This window comes from Variovorax davisae (genome assembly GCF_030316845.1).
Classification (GTDB): Bacteria; Pseudomonadota; Gammaproteobacteria; order Burkholderiales; family Burkholderiaceae_C; genus Variovorax; species Variovorax davisae.
Map to the genome: position 1 here is coordinate 351,342 of NZ_JASZYS010000001.1, position 14,982 is coordinate 366,323.

The 14,982-nt window shown below is 70.7% G+C and carries 14 protein-coding genes and 1 pseudogene; 8 read left to right on the top strand and 7 right to left on the bottom strand.

Annotated features, from left to right (window positions below):
- Window positions 1-15 precede the first annotated feature (15 nt).
- Window positions 16-846 carry an EamA family transporter gene (locus QTI33_RS01750; protein ID WP_444814790.1) on the top strand — a complete coding sequence of 277 codons (831 nt, stop codon included), beginning with the start codon at window positions 16-18 and terminating at the stop codon, window positions 844-846.
- Between the two features lie 9 nt (window positions 847-855).
- Here QTI33_RS01750 and QTI33_RS01755 read toward each other — a convergent pair whose 3' ends face one another.
- Entirely contained in the window at window positions 856-2,226 is a 1,371-nt protein-coding gene (locus QTI33_RS01755; RefSeq protein WP_286504033.1) for a sensor histidine kinase, read from the bottom strand.
- Window positions 2,223-2,900: a response regulator gene (locus QTI33_RS01760; protein ID WP_286504034.1), complete on the bottom strand. Its 678-nt coding sequence runs from the start codon at window positions 2,898-2,900 to the stop codon at window positions 2,223-2,225. Before QTI33_RS01760 ends, QTI33_RS01755 begins: the two co-directional genes overlap by 4 nt.
- An 89-nt stretch (window positions 2,901-2,989) precedes the next feature.
- On the opposite strand from QTI33_RS01760, the gene QTI33_RS01765 reads away from it, so the two are divergent.
- Together QTI33_RS01765 and QTI33_RS01770 are read left to right on the top strand one after the other, a co-directional pair.
- Window positions 2,990-3,697 (top strand): phosphatase PAP2 family protein, encoded by a 708-nt coding sequence (locus tag QTI33_RS01765; protein ID WP_286504035.1) that lies wholly within the window; start codon window positions 2,990-2,992, stop codon window positions 3,695-3,697.
- Window positions 3,698-3,743: 46 nt separating this feature from the next.
- Window positions 3,744-5,690 (top strand): phosphoethanolamine transferase, encoded by a 1,947-nt coding sequence (locus QTI33_RS01770; protein WP_286504036.1) that lies wholly within the window; start codon window positions 3,744-3,746, stop codon window positions 5,688-5,690.
- Here QTI33_RS01770 and eutC read toward each other — a convergent pair.
- Window positions 5,648-6,334: pseudogene (gene eutC, locus QTI33_RS01775) on the bottom strand (ethanolamine ammonia-lyase subunit EutC); the annotation flags it as partial. The gene QTI33_RS01770 and the pseudogene eutC sit on opposite strands and share 43 nt — an antisense overlap.
- Window positions 6,331-7,725 carry an ethanolamine ammonia-lyase subunit EutB gene (locus QTI33_RS01780; RefSeq protein WP_286504037.1) on the bottom strand — a complete coding sequence of 465 codons (1,395 nt, stop codon included), beginning with the start codon at window positions 7,723-7,725 and terminating at the stop codon, window positions 6,331-6,333. The gene QTI33_RS01780 and the pseudogene eutC, both read right to left, overlap by 4 nt.
- Window positions 7,726-7,835: 110 nt before the next feature.
- On the opposite strand from QTI33_RS01780, the gene QTI33_RS01785 reads away from it, so the two are divergent.
- Window positions 7,836-8,243: an FKBP-type peptidyl-prolyl cis-trans isomerase gene (locus QTI33_RS01785; protein WP_286504038.1), complete on the top strand. Its 408-nt coding sequence runs from the start codon at window positions 7,836-7,838 to the stop codon at window positions 8,241-8,243.
- Window positions 8,244-8,251: 8 nt separating this feature from the next.
- Here the strand turns inward: QTI33_RS01785 and QTI33_RS01790 are convergent, their stop codons facing one another.
- Window positions 8,252-9,844, bottom strand: coding sequence for an OpgD/OpgG family glucan biosynthesis protein (locus tag QTI33_RS01790; protein WP_286504039.1), 1,593 nt, complete (start codon window positions 9,842-9,844; stop codon window positions 8,252-8,254).
- Window positions 9,845-10,010: 166 nt separating this feature from the next.
- Here QTI33_RS01790 and ada point away from each other — a divergent pair, with 166 nt between their 5' ends.
- From ada to alkB, 3 genes are read left to right on the top strand one after another with little or no spacing between them, the layout of a single operon-like run.
- Window positions 10,011-11,093 (top strand): bifunctional DNA-binding transcriptional regulator/O6-methylguanine-DNA methyltransferase Ada, encoded by a 1,083-nt coding sequence (ada, locus tag QTI33_RS01795; protein ID WP_286504040.1) that lies wholly within the window; start codon window positions 10,011-10,013, stop codon window positions 11,091-11,093.
- Entirely contained in the window at window positions 11,090-11,794 is a 705-nt protein-coding gene (locus QTI33_RS01800; protein WP_286504041.1) for a 2OG-Fe(II) oxygenase, read from the top strand. The genes ada and QTI33_RS01800 overlap by 4 nt, the downstream gene beginning before the upstream one ends.
- Entirely contained in the window at window positions 11,795-12,439 is a 645-nt protein-coding gene (alkB, locus tag QTI33_RS01805; RefSeq protein ID WP_286504042.1) for a DNA oxidative demethylase AlkB, read from the top strand.
- Here the strand turns inward: alkB and QTI33_RS01810 are convergent.
- Together QTI33_RS01810 and QTI33_RS01815 are read right to left on the bottom strand one after the other, a co-directional pair.
- Entirely contained in the window at window positions 12,417-13,490 is a 1,074-nt protein-coding gene (locus QTI33_RS01810; protein ID WP_286504043.1) for an MBL fold metallo-hydrolase, read from the bottom strand. The two genes, alkB and QTI33_RS01810, sit on opposite strands and share 23 nt — an antisense overlap.
- A gap of 14 nt (window positions 13,491-13,504) precedes the next feature.
- On the bottom strand, window positions 13,505-14,092 hold the full coding sequence (locus QTI33_RS01815; RefSeq protein ID WP_286504044.1) for a PAS and helix-turn-helix domain-containing protein: 588 nt from the start codon (window positions 14,090-14,092) through the stop codon (window positions 13,505-13,507).
- 89 nt (window positions 14,093-14,181) lie between these two features.
- Here QTI33_RS01815 and QTI33_RS01820 point away from each other — a divergent pair, with 89 nt between their 5' ends.
- On the top strand, window positions 14,182-14,982 hold the full coding sequence (locus QTI33_RS01820) for a CoA transferase subunit A (protein WP_286504045.1): 801 nt from the start codon (window positions 14,182-14,184) through the stop codon (window positions 14,980-14,982).

Genomic DNA, 14,982 nt, shown 5'->3' on the forward strand with positions numbered 1-14,982 from the left:
TTCGTGGCGCCGCGCATGGTGGGCAACTTCGGCATGGTCGACATCGCGGCCGCGCGCTTCCTGGTCTTCGGCGCGGTCGCCGGCGTGGCCGTCGCCGCGCGCCCCGCGCTGCGGCGCTGGCCCAGCGGGCGGCAGGCGGGCGCGGCGCTCGCGCTCAGTGTGCTCGGCTTCACCGGCTACTACGTGCTGCTCGCCTTTGCGATCGACGGCGCGGGCACCGCGGTGCCGAGCCTGATCATCGGCACCATCCCGGTCTGGATGATGCTGCTGGGCCGGCCCGCGGGCCTGGCGCTGCGGGCCCTGCTGCCGGGCCTGGCGCTGACCGCAGCGGGCATCGGGCTGATGGTCGCGGCGGCGTGGCCGCAGACCGGCGTCGAGGCTGCGGGCGGGGCCGGCTTCGGCTCAGGCCTGTTGCTGGCCTTGCTGGCGATGGCGAGCTGGACGGCCTTCGGACTGCTCAATGCCGCGTGGCTGCGGCGGCACCCCGAGGTCCACGCCGCCGACTGGGCGAACTGGCTCGGCATCGCGACCGGGCTGGGCGCCGCCGTGCTCTGGCTGTCGGCGGGTTCCGGCTTCCAGGCGATGCGCGCGCAGCCGAACGGCGACCTGTTCCTGCTGCTGGCCCTGGCCGGGGGCATCGGCTCGTCATGGCTGGCCACGCTGCTGTGGAACGTCGCCAGCCAGCGGCTCTCCGCCAGCCTCTGCGGCCAGCTGATCGTGAGCGAGACCCTGTTCGCGCTGCTCTATGCGTTCCTGTGGGACGGGCGCTGGCCGCTGGCGACCGAATGGCTGGCGGCGCTGCTGTTCGTGCTGGGCATCGTGGCGTCCATCAAGGCCCACCGATGACCGCAAAGCTCAAGCCGGGCGCAGCGCGATGCGCGCCTCGAAGCCCGAGGGCGCGCCCGACGGCGGCGAGCTCAGCTCGAGCCGGGCACCCAGCTTGTCGACGATGGTGCCGACGATCGACAGCCCGAGCCCGTAGCCGGCGCGGTCGGAACCATGGCGCACGTGGCGATGCTGCAGCGTGCGCAACTGCTCCGCGTTGACGCCGGGTCCGAAGTCGCGCACCGCCAGCGTGCAGGGCTCCAGCACTTCGACCACGACGCGGCCGCGTCCATAGCGCAAGGCGTTCTCGACCAGGTTGCGCAGCGCGATCGCGAGCGCGTCGACGTCACCGAGCGCCACCGGCGGCTCGCTGTCCGGGACCTTGAGCGACAGGCGCTCGTTGACGCGCGGGTCCTGCCAGAACTCCTGGGCCACGGTGCCGGCGAGCTGGACCAGGTCGATCGGCGCCCGGGTCAGCGAGGCCCCGGACTCGGCGCGCGACAGCTGCAGCAGCTTCTCGGTGCGGTGGCCCAGCATCTGCAGCGCATCGAGCGCGGCCTTCACGTCGTCGTGCTTCAGGTCGTGGTCGAGCGCGGTCTGCAGCCTGAGCCGGGCGGCGGCCAGCGGGGTGCGCAGCTCGTGGGCGGCGTTGGCGGCCAGCGCGCGCTCGACGTCCAGGGCCTGCGACAGGCGCTCGAGCAACTGGCTGACGTGGTCGGCCACCGAGCGCAGTTCCTTCGGCAGCCCGGGCAGCTGGATCGGGCGCAGGTCGACGCCGCTGCGCTGCTCGATTTCGCGGGCCAGCTGCTGCAGCACGCGCAGTTCGTTGCGCGCCACGTTGCGCAGCACCAGCGCCAGCAGGGGCAGCACGGCGCCGAGCGGGATGATGAGCCCGAACAGGGTCCGGTTGAGCGCGGTGCGGCGCTCGTCCAGCGGATCGGCGACCTGGAGGAAGAGCTCGCGCGTGGGATGCCGCACGGTGTAGATGCGCCAGGGCTCGGCGTTGGCGAAGCCGGCCGCCAGCGGGACGTCGAAGGCGTTGATCGGCGCCTCGGCCGAGCGCAGCAACACCTGTTCATGCAGGCTGACCACCTGGTAGATCACCGCATCGGTCGGATACAGCTGGGGCGGTGCGATCAAGGGCAGCCGCGCATTCGGGTTCTCGCTGCGCAGCTTGTCGAGCTCGTGCGCCGCCATGTCGAACATCCGGTGCGAGACCTCGATCAGCTCGCTGTCGAAGTTGTGGTTGATCTCGCGGTCCACATACCAGACCACCCCGAGCACGCACAGCAGCCAGACCCCGCCGACCCAGACGATCAGCGTGCGCGTCAGGCGCCCGGCCAGCGAATCGCGCCGGCCCAGCGGCTCGAAGCCCACCTGCTGCATCAGCTTGAGATTCATTCCTGCTCTTCTTCCGGTGCGAACGAGAGCCGGTAGCCCAGGCCGCGCAGGGTCTGGATGTGGTTGCGCCCGAGCTTTCTGCGCAGCCGGCTGATGAAAACCTCGAGCGTGTTGCTGTCGGCCTCGTCGCCGAAGCCGTAGAGCGCGTCGGCCAGGTTCTCGCGCGTGTGGATGCGGTCGGGACGGGTCGCCATGACGCGCAGCAGCGCCCATTCCTTCTGGGTCAGCGTGACCGGAAAGCCGTCCTTGCGCACCAGGTCGCGCGCCAGGTCGATCTCGAGCGTCCCGAGCCGCAGCACGGGGGCGCTGCTGGTGCTGCGGCGGCGCTCGACCGCCCGCAGCCGGGCCAGCAGCTCGGCCGGGTCGTAGGGCTTGATGAGGTAGTCGTCGGCGCCGGCATCGAGGCCGCGGATGCGGTCGGTCACCTGGTCGCGGGCGGTCAGGACGATCACGATCGGCCGCTCGCGCAGGGCGCGGATGGTCGGCAGCAGCGACAGGCCGTCGCCGTCGCCCAGGTGCAGGTCGAGCAGCACGGCCGCGTACTGCACCGCGGCCAGCGCGGCGCGGGCTTCCGCCAGGCCCGGTGCCACGTCGACCACGAAGGCCTTTGCCTGAAGATAACTGCAGACAGCGTCGGCCAGTCCGGTGTCGTCTTCGACCAGCAATATGCGCACGGCTCGCGTCCTTTCGAAAATGAGGAGTCTAGGGCCTGCCGGCCCCGGCTTCAGCCTGGGTTCATGCCCGGGCGCTAGGCTCGCGCCGCATGATTCGCTCTGCCTACGCCCGCCTGCTCGCCCTCACGCTGGTCGCCCTCGGGCTGCTGCTGCTGTGGGATGCCAGCGGGCTGGACCTCGTGCTGGCACGGATGGCGGGCACGCCCACGGGCTTTCCGTGGCGCGACGACTGGTTCCTGAACAAGGTAATGCACGAGGCCGCCAAGACGTTCAGCTGGCTGCTGGTGATCGGGCTGTTCGCCGCCATCCGGTGGCCGCTCGGCCTGCTTCGGCGCCTGCGCCAGGGCGAGCGGGTCCAGCTGGCCGCGACCGCGCTGGCCAGCGTGGTCTTCATCTCGCTGCTCAAGTTCAGCAGCCAGACCAGCTGCCCCTGGGATCTCCAGGCCTTCGGCGGCGCGGCGCAGCACGTGTCGCACTGGGCCTGGGGCGTGCGCGACGGCGGCTCGGGCCACTGCTTCCCGGCCGGCCATGCCTCGGCGGCCTTCGCCTACCTGGGCGGCTACTTCGTCTTTCGCCGCGCATCGCCCGGCGTCGCGCGGGTCTGGCTCGCCGGCGTGCTGGTCGCCGGGCTGGCCCTGGGCCTGTCCCAGCAGTGGCGGGGCGCCCACTTCATGAGCCACACCCTGTGGACCGCATGGTTGTGCTGGGTGACCGCCTTGGCGATCGATGCGCTGGTCCGGGCATTGTCCGGTCGGCGCACGCGGGCGAGCGCGTCGCCAAAGCTGAACGAAGCCTGATTCGTCGATTCAGGGAGGTTTCAGTCCTGCTCCGTAGTCTGCACGGATGCTTGGTTCCTCTTCGTCTTCCGTCGCGCTCCCGCGCAGCAACCCGGGGGTCGATGACCCGCTCGTACCCGTACCCGTCGCCGCGCTGCGTTCGCGCTGGCAAGCCGTCGACGCCTGGCTGGCGCGTCCGCGCACGGCTCGCCGCGTGGTCGTGTGGCTGAGCCTCTATCTCGCCTTCGCCACCAACTGGGCGCTGTGGATCGAACTCGCGCGCATCGGCGGCGCACCCAGCGTCTACCTGCCCTCGATTGCATCGATGCTGCTGCTCACGGTGTGCGGCAGCGTGGCGCTGCTGTCCTTCACCGCCTGGTCGCGCTGGATGAAGCCGGTCTGGCTCGGCGTCGTCGTGCTGGCGGCGGTGGTCCAGTACTACATGCTGAGCTACCACGTGGTGATGGACCCGAGCATGCTGGCCAATGCCATGCAGACCGACGCCAACGAGGTGCGCGACCTGATGAGCTGGCGCCTGGTGCTCAACGTGCTGCTGCTCGCTGCCCTGCCGGGGTGGGCGCTCTGGCGCCTTCGGCTGACGCCCCAGCCCCTGGTCTCGCAGGCCTGGCGCAACGTCGCGCTGCTGCTGGCCGTGGCGGTGCTGGCCGCAGGCGGTGCGATGGCCATGAATCGGCAACTGGCGCCGCTGATGCGCAACAACGTCAACCTGCGCTACATGATGAATCCGCTGGCGAGCCTCTATTCCGCCGGATCGGTGACCCTCGGGCCGCTCTTCAAGCACAACCGCCGGCTGATCCCGATGAGCGGCGGTGCCGTCCTGGGCGCCAGCTATGCCGGGCAGCCCAGGCCGCCGCTGTTCGTGCTGGTGGTGGGCGAGACCGCGCGCGCCGACCATTTCGGCCTCAACGGCTATGCGCGCGACACCACGCCGCAGCTGGCGGCGCGCAAGGTGCTGAGCTGGCGCGACGTCCATTCCTGCGGCACCAACACCCTGGCCTCCGTGCCCTGCATGTTCTCGCCGCTCGGCAAGCAGGGCTTCGAGGGGCGCAAGGACGACTACGAGAACCTGATGGACGTGCTGCAGGCCTCGGGCCTGGCGGTGTTCTGGCTCGACAACCAGGCCGGCGGCTGCAAGGGCGTGTGCGACCGCATTCCCCATGCCTCGGCCTTCGAGCCGCTGGACGCCAGTGTCAAGAGCGCCTTGTGCGACGGCGACGAATGCCTCGACGACGTCATGCTCAGGGGCCTGGACCAGCGCCTGGCCGCGCTGCCCGCCGAGCGCCGTGCCAAGGGCGTGGTGCTGGTGATGCACCAGATGGGCAGCCACGGCCCCTCGTACTTCAAGCGCTCGTCGCCGGACGCCAAGCGCTTCCTGCCCGAATGCCAGAGCAATGCGCTGGCCGAGTGCAGCCATTCCGAGCTGTTGAACGGCTACGACAACTCGATCGCCTACACCGACCGCTTCCTCGGCAAGACCATCGACTGGCTCCAGGGCCAGTCGGCGAAGTTCGATCCGGCGCTGCTCTACCTGAGCGACCACGGCGAATCGCTGGGCGAATACGGCCTGTTCCTGCATGGCGTGCCCTACGGGTTCGCGCCCGAAGTGCAGAAGCACGTGCCGATGGTGGCCTGGTTCGGCGAAGGCATGCAGGCCCGCCGGCAGCTGTCCGCCGGCTGCATGGCGGCGGGGCTGGACACGCCGCTCACGCACGACAACCTCTACCACACGGTGCTCGGCCTGATGGATGTCAGAACCCCCAGCTACCAGCCCGCGCTCGATGCGCTGGCGTCGTGCCGCGGGCACGATGCGGTGGCTGCTTCTTCTCGCGCGGCAGTCGGGCCCTCAGCAAGAACGCCGGGTCAGGGCCCGTTCACCGATCCGGGGGAGGCGGGGAGATGGAGCTCGCTGTCGTCCTTCAGCGCGACGCCGGTCAGTCCCCGGCGCAGGGCTTCGCGCAGCAGCCAGCCGAGCTTGAAGGCGGCCGATGCGTAAGGCAGCCCCTCGGGCCGCACGTTGGCGATGCAGTTGCGCTCGGCATCGTGGCGGCCACGGCGCGGCGCGTGCGTGATGTAGATCCCGAGGCTGTCGGGCGAACTCAGCCCCGGGCGTTCGCCGATCAGCATGACCGACAGCCGGGCGCCGAAGGCCTCGCCGATCTCGTCCGCCAGCGCGACCCGGGCCTGGGTCGCGATCACCACCGGCGCCAGCGTCAGGCCGGGCGGCAGATGCTCGCGCAGCGCCGCCAGCAGCGGGGCGGCATGGCGCGCCACCGCCAGCGAGGACAGGCCGTCGCCGACCACGATGCACAGGTCGGCCGGCGCTGCGGCGGCGGCGCGCAGCCGCTCGGCGTCGCCGGCATCGAGCTGCCGGCCGAGGTCGGGGCGGCGCAGGTAGGCGGTGCGGTCGGGGGCGCGGCTGCGCGCCTCGGCCACGGCCCAGCCGCCGTCGCGCAGCGCGGACCCGAGCGCCGGCACGTCGAGCGCAGCGTGGATCGCATCGCGCGCCATCGCATGCGCCCAGCCGAAGCGCAACACCTCGTCGGTCGGCATGCCGGCGCCGGCGCGGCCGAGCGCCAGCCGCGCCGGGGTGGCGCTGCGCCAGGCGCCCCAGGGGCTGGCGGTGACGATGTCGTTCATCGGGCCAGCGCCGCCAGGGCGCCCATGTCGGCCAGCAGGCGGTTGGCCGCGGGCGGGTGGAGCCGGCCCGCGGCGTCGCTGATCTGCATGCGCTGCAGCCAGGCCTCGAACTCGGGCGCCCGCTTCAGGCCCAGCGTCTGGCGCAGGAACAGCGCGTCGTGGAAGGAGGTGCTCTGGTAGTTGAGCATCACGTCGTCGGCACCCGGCACGCCCATGATGAAGTTGATGCCGGCCGTGCCGAGCAGCACCAGCAGCGTGTCCATGTCGTCCTGGTCGGCCTCGGCGTGGTTGGTGTAGCAGATGTCGCAGCCGATCGGCAGGCCCAGCAGCTTGCCGCAGAAGTGGTCCTCGAGGCCGGCGCGGATGATCTGCTTGCCGTCGTACAGGTACTCGGGGCCGATGAAGCCGACCACGGTGTTGATCAGCAAGGGCTGGTAGCGGCGGGCCAGGGCATAGGCACGCGCCTCGCAGGTCTGCTGGTCGACGCCGAAGTTGGCGTTGGCCGACAGCGCGCTGCCCTGGCCGGTCTCGAAGTACATGCAGTTGCGCCCCACGGTGCCGCGATTCAGCGATTGCGCAGCCGCATGGGCCTCGTCGAGCAACGCGGGCGTGACGCCGAACGAAACGTTCGTCTTCTCGGTGCCGCCGATCGACTGGAACACCAGGTCGATCGGCGCCCCGGACTCGGCCAGCTTCAGCGTGTTGGTGACGTGGGTCAGCACGCAGCTCTGGGTCGGGATCTCGAAGCGCTGGATCACCTCGTCGAGCAGGCGCAGCAGCTCGCCCAGGACCGGCATGCTGTCGGAGGCCGGGTTGAGCCCGATCACGGCATCGCCGGCGCCCATCAGCAGGCCATCGAGCGTGGAGGCGGCGACGCCGCGCAGGTCGTCGGTCGGGTGGTTGGGCTGCAGCCGCACCGAGAGATGGCCGGGCAGGCCGATGGTGTCCCGAAAGCGCGTGACCACGCTGCATTTGCGGGCCACGGCGACCAGGTCCTGGTTGCGCATGAGCTTGCAGGCCGCGGCCACCATCTCGGGCGTCAGGCCGGGCGCCAGCGCGCTCAATGCGGCGGTGTCGGCAAGGTCGGACAGCAGCCAGTTGCGGAAGTCGCCGACCGTCAGGTGCGCCACCGGCGCGAAGGCGGCGGCATCGTGGCCGTCGACGATCAGGCGCGTGATGTTGTCGGCCTCGTAGGGGATCAGCGCCTCGGTCAGGAACTGCTTGAGCGGCGTCTCGGCCAGCACATGGCGCGCGGCCATGCGCTGCTGCGCGGTGGCGGCGCCGACGCCCGCCAGGTAGTCGCCCGAGCGTGCCGGGCTGGCAAAGGCCATGACCTGCTTCAGGTCGTCGAAGTCGAATACCTGGGTGTCGATCGTGGTGCGGTAGCGCATGGTGCAGGCGGAGGGTCGATGAAGTGACGGCAACGATGTGCAAGAGCGGTGCCAGGCCGGCGCCACCCGGCAATAATGAGGCTCTTCGTCCAATCAACCAAGGGTTTGCCGTGCGATCAGTTCTTTGTGCCGCCGTCGTTTCGTTGTTCGTCTTGCCGAGCGCCTTCGCGCAGTCGGCGCCGGTCACCAAGCCCAGCGGGCTGGTGTTCCAGTCGCTGGTCGACGGCAAGGGCGCCTCGCCGGCCGCGACCGACGTGGTCAAGGTGCACTACCGCGGCACCTTCCCCGATGGCAAGGAGTTCGACAGCTCCTACAAGCGCGGCGAGCCGACCGAGTTCCCGCTCAACGGCGTGATCCCGTGCTGGACCGAAGGCGTGCAGCTGATGAAGGTCGGCGGCAAGGCCAAGCTGACCTGCCCGCCGGGCATCGCCTACGGCACGCGCGGGGCGAGCGGGGTGATCCCGCCGAATGCGACCTTGAATTTCGAGATCGAGTTGATTGCGGTGAAGGGGAAGTAGGGCGGCTCTCAACCCGGCTGAAACTGATACAGCCAGGTTTCCGACAAGGTCTGCTGCCCGTTCTTCAGGAACAGTCGCATGTCGACCGCTTCGCCGCCCTCCGGCGTGAAGTCGAACTGCGCCCGCCAATGCCCGGGCACGCCGTTCGGCACGGCTTCCGCGAAGACGTACGAGAACTTGCCGCGCGCCGCGGTCAGCACCAGTTCGGGCTTGACCCCGGAGGCGAGCGACTCCAGCGGCTTGCCGGCGAACTCCACCATGAACTTGCGCACCCCCGCCGGCCGGGGCCGGCCCGGCTGGCCGCCGCGGCCCATGCGGGTGGCGACGCAACGCGCGAGTGGTGAGGGGAAGGGCTCTTCGGCGCTCCAGTGGAGGCGGTACTTGAGCGTCACGCTCGAACCCGCGCTGGCCGGCGCCTTGGGCACCCAGCAGGCCAGCACGTTGTCGTGGATCTCGTCGTCGGTCGCGATCTCGATCAGCTGTATCTCACCTTCGCCCCAGGCACCGATCGGCTCGACCCACAGGCTCGGCCGCTTCTCGTAATAGACGCCGTCCTGGTAGTGGTCGAAGCTGCGGTCGCGCTGCAGCAGGCCGAAGCCCTTGGGATTGTTGTCGGTGAAGGTCGTGGCACGGGTCTGGCTCGGGTTGTTGAGAGGCCGCCAGATGCGCTCGCCGGCGCCGTTCCACATCGCCAGGCCGTCGGAGTCGTGCACCTCGGGCCGCCAGTCGATGCCGGTCGGCTTCACGGTCTCGGAGTACCAGTACATCGAAGTCAGCGGCGCGAGGCCGAAGCGGGCCACGTCGCGGCGCAGGAAGAGGCGGCACTCGATGTCCATCAGCACGCCCTTGCCGCGCTGCATCACGAACTTGTAGGCGCCGGTGATGCTCGGTCCTTCGAGCAGGGCGTAGACCGTCATGGCGTTCGAGCCCGGCGCCGGCGGCTCGAAGTAGAAGCGCGTGAAGTCGGGGAACTCCTCGGGTCGGTCGGGCACCGCCGCATCGAGCGCGATGCCGCGCGCCGACAGCCCGTACTGGTAGAGCTCGCCGATGGCACGGAAGTAGGAGGCGCCCTGGAAGGCCACCCAGTCGTTGTCCTGCCAGGGCCGCCCGGCCTGGTTGCCGAGCCGGCTCTCCTGCAGCCGGAAGCCGGCGAAGCCGGCACCGGCCGGCAACTGCCTGGCCGGGCTGTCGGCCGGCATGGTGAACAGCGCCGGGTCGTACAGGATCTCGCGCGCGAAGCCGTCGCCGCGCGCGTCCTCGAGCAGGTACACGTGGACCGGCACCGGCGCGAGGCGCCCCAGGTGGAAGAAGGTCACGGGAAACGCGCCGGGACCGTCCCGGAACAAGGCGTTGCGGGTGTCGAAGCGGATCTTGCCCTGGGCGTCGTAGTCGATGCGCTGCAGCACCTCGGCCGGCAGCGAGGCGTCGGCCACCCGTGGCTTGGCGGCCAGCGACTTGGACAAAGCGACCAGGCGTTCGAAGGAGAAGGGCGAGGGTTGGCCGAACCGGAGTCCGGCGGCCGCCCATGCGCCCGCCGGCATCCCGAGCGCGGCCAGCGCCAGCGAGGCCCCACCCGCGGCCAGAAGTGAGCGACGATCCATCTTCTGAATCTAGGGACGGTACGGACGGCGCTTCGTAGGCCGAAGGCTGATCACGCCGCAGGGGCGGTCTGGTCCTACAGTCGAATTCGAAAGCAAGACACGGAGTGCGTGGCGCCGCGGGCTTTCCTACAGTGAAGGCACCGATCCACAACATGCCGAGGACAAGATGAACATGAGCAACACCAATGAAATGCGGGCCCTCGCCACGGTGAGCGATCCGCGCTGGGCGGCGGTGGCCGCGCGCGACTTGGCCGCCGATGGCCGCTTCGTCTATTCGGTGCGGACCACCGGCGTCTACTGCCGGCCTTCGTGCGGCGCCCGTCCCGCGCGGCCCGAGAACGTCGACTTCCACGCCACCCCGGCCGACGCCGAGCGCGCCGGGTTCCGGCCCTGCATGCGCTGCCAGCCCGACCAGCCGGCGCGCGCCGAGCGGCAGGCGGTGCAGGTCGCCGACCTGTGCCGCTTCATCGAAAGCGCCGAGCAGGCGCCCACGCTCGACGAACTGGCCGAACGTGCCGGCCTGAGCGCGTCGCACGTGCAGCGGCTCTTCAAGGCGGTGACGGGGCTGACGCCGAAGGCCTACGCGGCCGCCCACCGCGCCCACCGCGTGCGCGAGTCGCTGGGCGGCAGCGAATCGGTCACGAGCGCCATCTACGACGCCGGCTACAACTCCAACGGCCGCTTCTACGAGGACGCCGACCGGACGCTGGGCATGACGCCCACCGCCTGGCGCGCCGGCGGTGCCGACACCGAGATCCGCTTCGCCATCGGCGCCTGCGCGCTGGGCGCCATCCTGGTGGCGCAAAGTGCGCGCGGGGTCTGCGCGATCGCACTCGGGGACGATCCCGATGCGCTGGCGCGCGACCTGCAGGACCGCTTCCCGAAGGCCCGGCTGATCGGCGGCGACCCGGCCTTCGAAGCACTGGTGGCGCGGGTCGTCGGCTTCGTCGAGGCACCGGGGCTCGGGCTCGACCTGCCGCTGGACCTGCGCGGCACGGCCTTCCAGCTGCGCGTGTGGCAGGCGCTGCGCGAGATCCCGGCCGGCGCGACCGCGAGCTACAGCCAGATCGCCGAGCGCATCGGCGCGCCGAAGTCGGTGCGCGCCGTGGCCCAGGCCTGCGGCGCCAACGCGCTGGCGGTGGCGATCCCGTGCCACCGCGTGGTGCGCAGCGACGGCGGCCTCTCGGGCTACCGCTGGGGCGTGGAGCGCAAGAGTGCGCTGCTGCAACGAGAGGCGGAACACTCGTGAGCGCACGCGACATCGACACGGTCGACTGGGCGCAGGTCGCGAGCGATCTCGACGAACAGGGCCATGCCGTCCTCCGGGCCCGGCTGACGCCCGAGCAGTGCCGGTCGATGGCTGCGCTCTACGCCGGGCCGGGCCCGTTTCGCAGCCGGGTCGTGATGGAGCGCCACGGCTTCGGGCGCGGCGAATACAAGTACTTCGACCATCCCTTGCCGGGCCTGGTCGCAGGGCTGCGCGAATCGGTCTACCCGCGGCTCGCGCCGATCGCCAACCGCTGGAACGAGGCCATGGGCATCGATGTGCGCTATCCGCAGCAGCATGCCGAGTTCATCGCGCGCTGCCATGCGGCGGGCCAGTCGAGGCCGACGCCGCTGCTGCTCCAGTACGGCCCCGGCGACTACAACTGCCTGCACCAGGACCTCTACGGCGAGCAGGTCTTTCCGCTGCAGCTGGTGGTGCTGCTGTCCGAGCCGGAGCGCGATTTCACGGGCGGAGAATTCGTCATGACCGAGCAGCGCCCGCGCATGCAGTCGCGGCCGATGGTGCTGCCGCTGCGCCAGGGCGACGCCGCGGTGATCGCCGTGCACCACCGGCCGGTGCAGGGCACGCGCGGCGCCTACCGGGTCAACCTGCGCCACGGCGTGAGCCTCGTGCGGTCTGGCCGCCGGCACACGCTGGGCATCATCTTCCACGACGCCACCTGAATGACCCTGGATCTGTTCGAACCCGATGCGCCTTCGCGGGGGCCGCTGGCGCCCGGCGCCGTCGTGCTGCGGCGTTTTGCCTGCCGGCACGATGCGGCCCTGCTCGCGGCCGTGCAGGCCGTCACCGCGCAGGCGCCGTTTCGCCATCTGGTGACGCCGGGCGGCTTCACGATGTCCGTCGCCATGAGCAACTGCGGTGCGCTGGGCTGGGTCAGCGATCGCAGCGGCTACCGCTACGACCCGATCGATCCCGACAGCGGGCGGCCCTGGCCGGCGATGCCGGCCGCCTTTGCCGCGCTGGCGGCGCAGGCGGCATCGGAGGCCGGCTTCGAAGGCTTCGTGCCCGATGCCTGCCTGGTCAATCGCTACCTGCCCGGCACCCGCCTGTCGCTGCACCAGGACCGCAACGAGCGCGATCTGCGGCAGCCGATCGTCTCCGTCTCGCTCGGCCTGCCCGCGCTGTTCCAGTTCGGCGGCCCGACGCGCAGCGACAGGCCGCGGCGCGTGCCGCTCGCGCACGGCGATGTCGTGGTGTGGGGCGGGCCGGCGCGGCTCAATTTCCACGGCGTGCTGCCGCTCAAGGAGGGCGAGCACCCGCTGCTCGGCGCCTCGCGCATCAACCTCACGTTTCGGAAAGCGGGCTGAACCCGCGACGCGGCGCCAGCCGGCGCGTCTCTCCGATCGCGGTCACGAAGAACTCCTCTTCCGCCAACCCTCTGGCCTCGCGCAACTCGGCCAGCTTGCGCGGCGGCTCGTCCAGCGCCTCGTCGGTCAGCTGAAACACGCCCCAGTGGATGCCGAGCGAGCGCTTGGCGCCGAGGTCGGCGTGGATGCGCAAGGCTTCGCCCACATCCACGTGCTGGTCGCGCATGAACCAGCGCGGCGCATAGGCGCCGATCGGGATCAGGGCAAGGTCGAAGCCGCCGCCTTGCGCCACGGTCTGCCGGTCGCTGAAGTGCTGGCGGATGTCGCCGAAGTCGCGCGAGTAGCCGGTGTCGCCCGTGAACAGCAGGTGGCAGTCGGGCGCCAGCACGGCGAAGCCGCCCCACAGCGTCGCCATGGCGTCGCGCGGGCTGCGCGAGGACCAGTGCTGGGCCGGCACCAGGGCCACCTCGACCGGACCCTGCGGGCCGTCGAGGCGCTGGCGGTCCCACCAGTCGAGTTCGATCGAGCGCGTGATGCCGCGCGCCGCCAGCCAATCCTTGAGGCCCAGCGGCACGACGAACAGCGGCGGTCCGCCCGGCTGCCGGTTCAGCGCCAGCACGGAGGCCGCATCGAGGTGGTCGTAGTGGTTGTGCGAGACCAGCACCAGATCGATGTGCGGCAGCTCGGCCAGCGCGAGTCCCGGGGCCGCATGGCGGCGCGGACCGACCAGCGGCAGCGGCGAGGCCCGGCCGGAGAACATCGGATCGGTCAGCACCGTCAGCCCGCCCAGCTGCACCATCGCGGTGGCATGGCCGATCCAGGTGACGGCCGGCGCCATCGCTGCGCCGGCGGCCGCATTGGCGCGCAGCCAGGCCAGCTCGGGCACCACCCGGGGCGTCGGCGCCAGCGGCGGCGGCGGCAGGTGGAGGCGGGCCGCTTCGCGGCGCCAGCGCAGCACCTCGGACAGGCTCTTGGGCTGGAACTCGATGTAGTTGTTCTGGAAGCCGTCCGCGCGGTGATGGGGCTTGGCGGGATCGTGGAAGGGGTTCATCGGTGGCGCGGATGCTAGCCCGCGATCAGTTTCTGCACCAGTTCGGCCGTGGTCGCCGCCGTGTACTTGCGCATCAGGCGGGCGCGGTGGATCTCGACCGTGCGGTGGCTGATCGCCAGGACCCGGCCGATCTCCTTCGAGGTCAGCCCCTTCATCACCTGCGCCGCGACCTCGCGCTCGCGCGGCGTCAGGTCGGCCTTGGCGGCCCGCCGCGAGCCCAGGTCCTCGAAGGTCCAGATGCCGGCCTCGTGCGGCGCCTCGCGGTTGAGCGCCTGGCCGCTGACGTGGCACCAGAAGGTTTCGCCCGCGAAGACGCCGTGCAGGTCGCCCAGGCGCTTCATCATGCGGTTGTCGGCATAGCGGCCGCTGGCGTTCAGGATCGGCTCCATGCGCTTGCCGATGCGCTCGAATTCGACGACGCTCGGGTACAGGACGCGAAACGACTGCCCGACCAGCGCGTCGCGCGTGGCTCCGAACATCTCGCACACGCGCAGGTTGCAGTCGACGATGATCCGATGGCGCGACAGCACCATGCCCACCGGCGCCTGCTCGAAGGCGAGCCGGTAGTCGATGGCGGCGGGCGCGGCGTCGGGTGTGTCCATTACGAAATACTACGTATGCCAGTACGTAGTATCGTCCGGGTTCGGATTTCGACCCGATTCAACCCCATCCCATCACCCAGCGAGGAACCATGGCGAACAAGATCTATCCCTCCGCCGACGCGGCGCTCAAGGGCGTCGTGGCCGACGGCCAGACCCTTGCCGTCGGCGGCTTCGGCCTGTGCGGCATCCCCGAGGCGCTGATCGATGCGCTGCACGACTCGGGCGTCAAGAACCTGACCTGCATCTCGAACAACGCCGGTGTCGACGGCTTCGGCCTTGGCAAGCTGCTCGAGACCCGGCAGATCAAGAAGATGGTCGCCAGCTATGTCGGCGAGAACAAGGAGTTCGAGCGCCAGTACCTGGCCGGCGAACTCGAGCTCGAATTCACGCCGCAGGGCACGCTGGCCGAGAAGCTGCGCGCGGGCGGCGCCGGCATCCCGGCCTTCTTCACCAAGACCGGCGTCGGCACGCAGGTCGCGGAAGGCAAGGAGCTGCGCGAGTTCGACGGCGAGACCTACGTCATGGAACGCTCGCTGGTCCCCGACGTGGCGCTGGTCAAGGCCGACGTGGCCGACAAGTCGGGCAACCTGCGCTTCCGCCTGACGGCGCGCAACTTCAACCCGGCCGCCGCGATGGCCGGCAAGGTCTGCATCGTCGAGGTCGAGAAGATCGTCGAGGTCGGCGAGCTGGCGCCCGACGACATCCACCTGCCGGGCATCTACGTGCACCGCATCGTGCTCAACGCCACGCCCGAGAAGCGCATCGAGAAGCGCACCGTGAGCGCATCGGTCGATGCCGCCGCCGCCAAGGTCGAGGCCCAGGCCGCGATCGCGCAGGCCGCCGCCGGCAGCGACGTCCCCGCGCCCATCAAGAACACCAAAGGAGCCTGA

Bases quoted from the DNA above. Each gene is read 5' to 3' on its own strand.
- alkB (WP_286504042.1), top strand. From the start codon at position 11,795: ATGACCCTGGATCTGTTCGAACCCGATGCGCCTTCGCGGGGGCCGCTG.
- QTI33_RS01790 (WP_286504039.1), bottom strand. From the start codon at position 9,844: ATGGATCGTCGCTCACTTCTGGCCGCGGGTGGGGCCTCGCTGGCGCTG.
- QTI33_RS01810 (WP_286504043.1), bottom strand. From the start codon at position 13,490: ATGAACCCCTTCCACGATCCCGCCAAGCCCCATCACCGCGCGGACGGC.
- QTI33_RS01815 (WP_286504044.1), bottom strand. From the start codon at position 14,092: ATGGACACACCCGACGCCGCGCCCGCCGCCATCGACTACCGGCTCGCC.
- QTI33_RS01765 (WP_286504035.1), top strand. From the start codon at position 2,990: ATGATTCGCTCTGCCTACGCCCGCCTGCTCGCCCTCACGCTGGTCGCC.
- ada (WP_286504040.1), top strand. From the start codon at position 10,011: ATGAACATGAGCAACACCAATGAAATGCGGGCCCTCGCCACGGTGAGC.
- QTI33_RS01755 (WP_286504033.1), bottom strand. From the start codon at position 2,226: ATGAATCTCAAGCTGATGCAGCAGGTGGGCTTCGAGCCGCTGGGCCGG.
- QTI33_RS01780 (WP_286504037.1), bottom strand. From the start codon at position 7,725: ATGCGCTACCGCACCACGATCGACACCCAGGTATTCGACTTCGACGAC.
- QTI33_RS01820 (WP_286504045.1), top strand. From the start codon at position 14,182: ATGGCGAACAAGATCTATCCCTCCGCCGACGCGGCGCTCAAGGGCGTC.
- QTI33_RS01750 (WP_444814790.1), top strand. From the start codon at position 16: ATGGTGGGCAACTTCGGCATGGTCGACATCGCGGCCGCGCGCTTCCTG.
- QTI33_RS01770 (WP_286504036.1), top strand. From the start codon at position 3,744: ATGCTTGGTTCCTCTTCGTCTTCCGTCGCGCTCCCGCGCAGCAACCCG.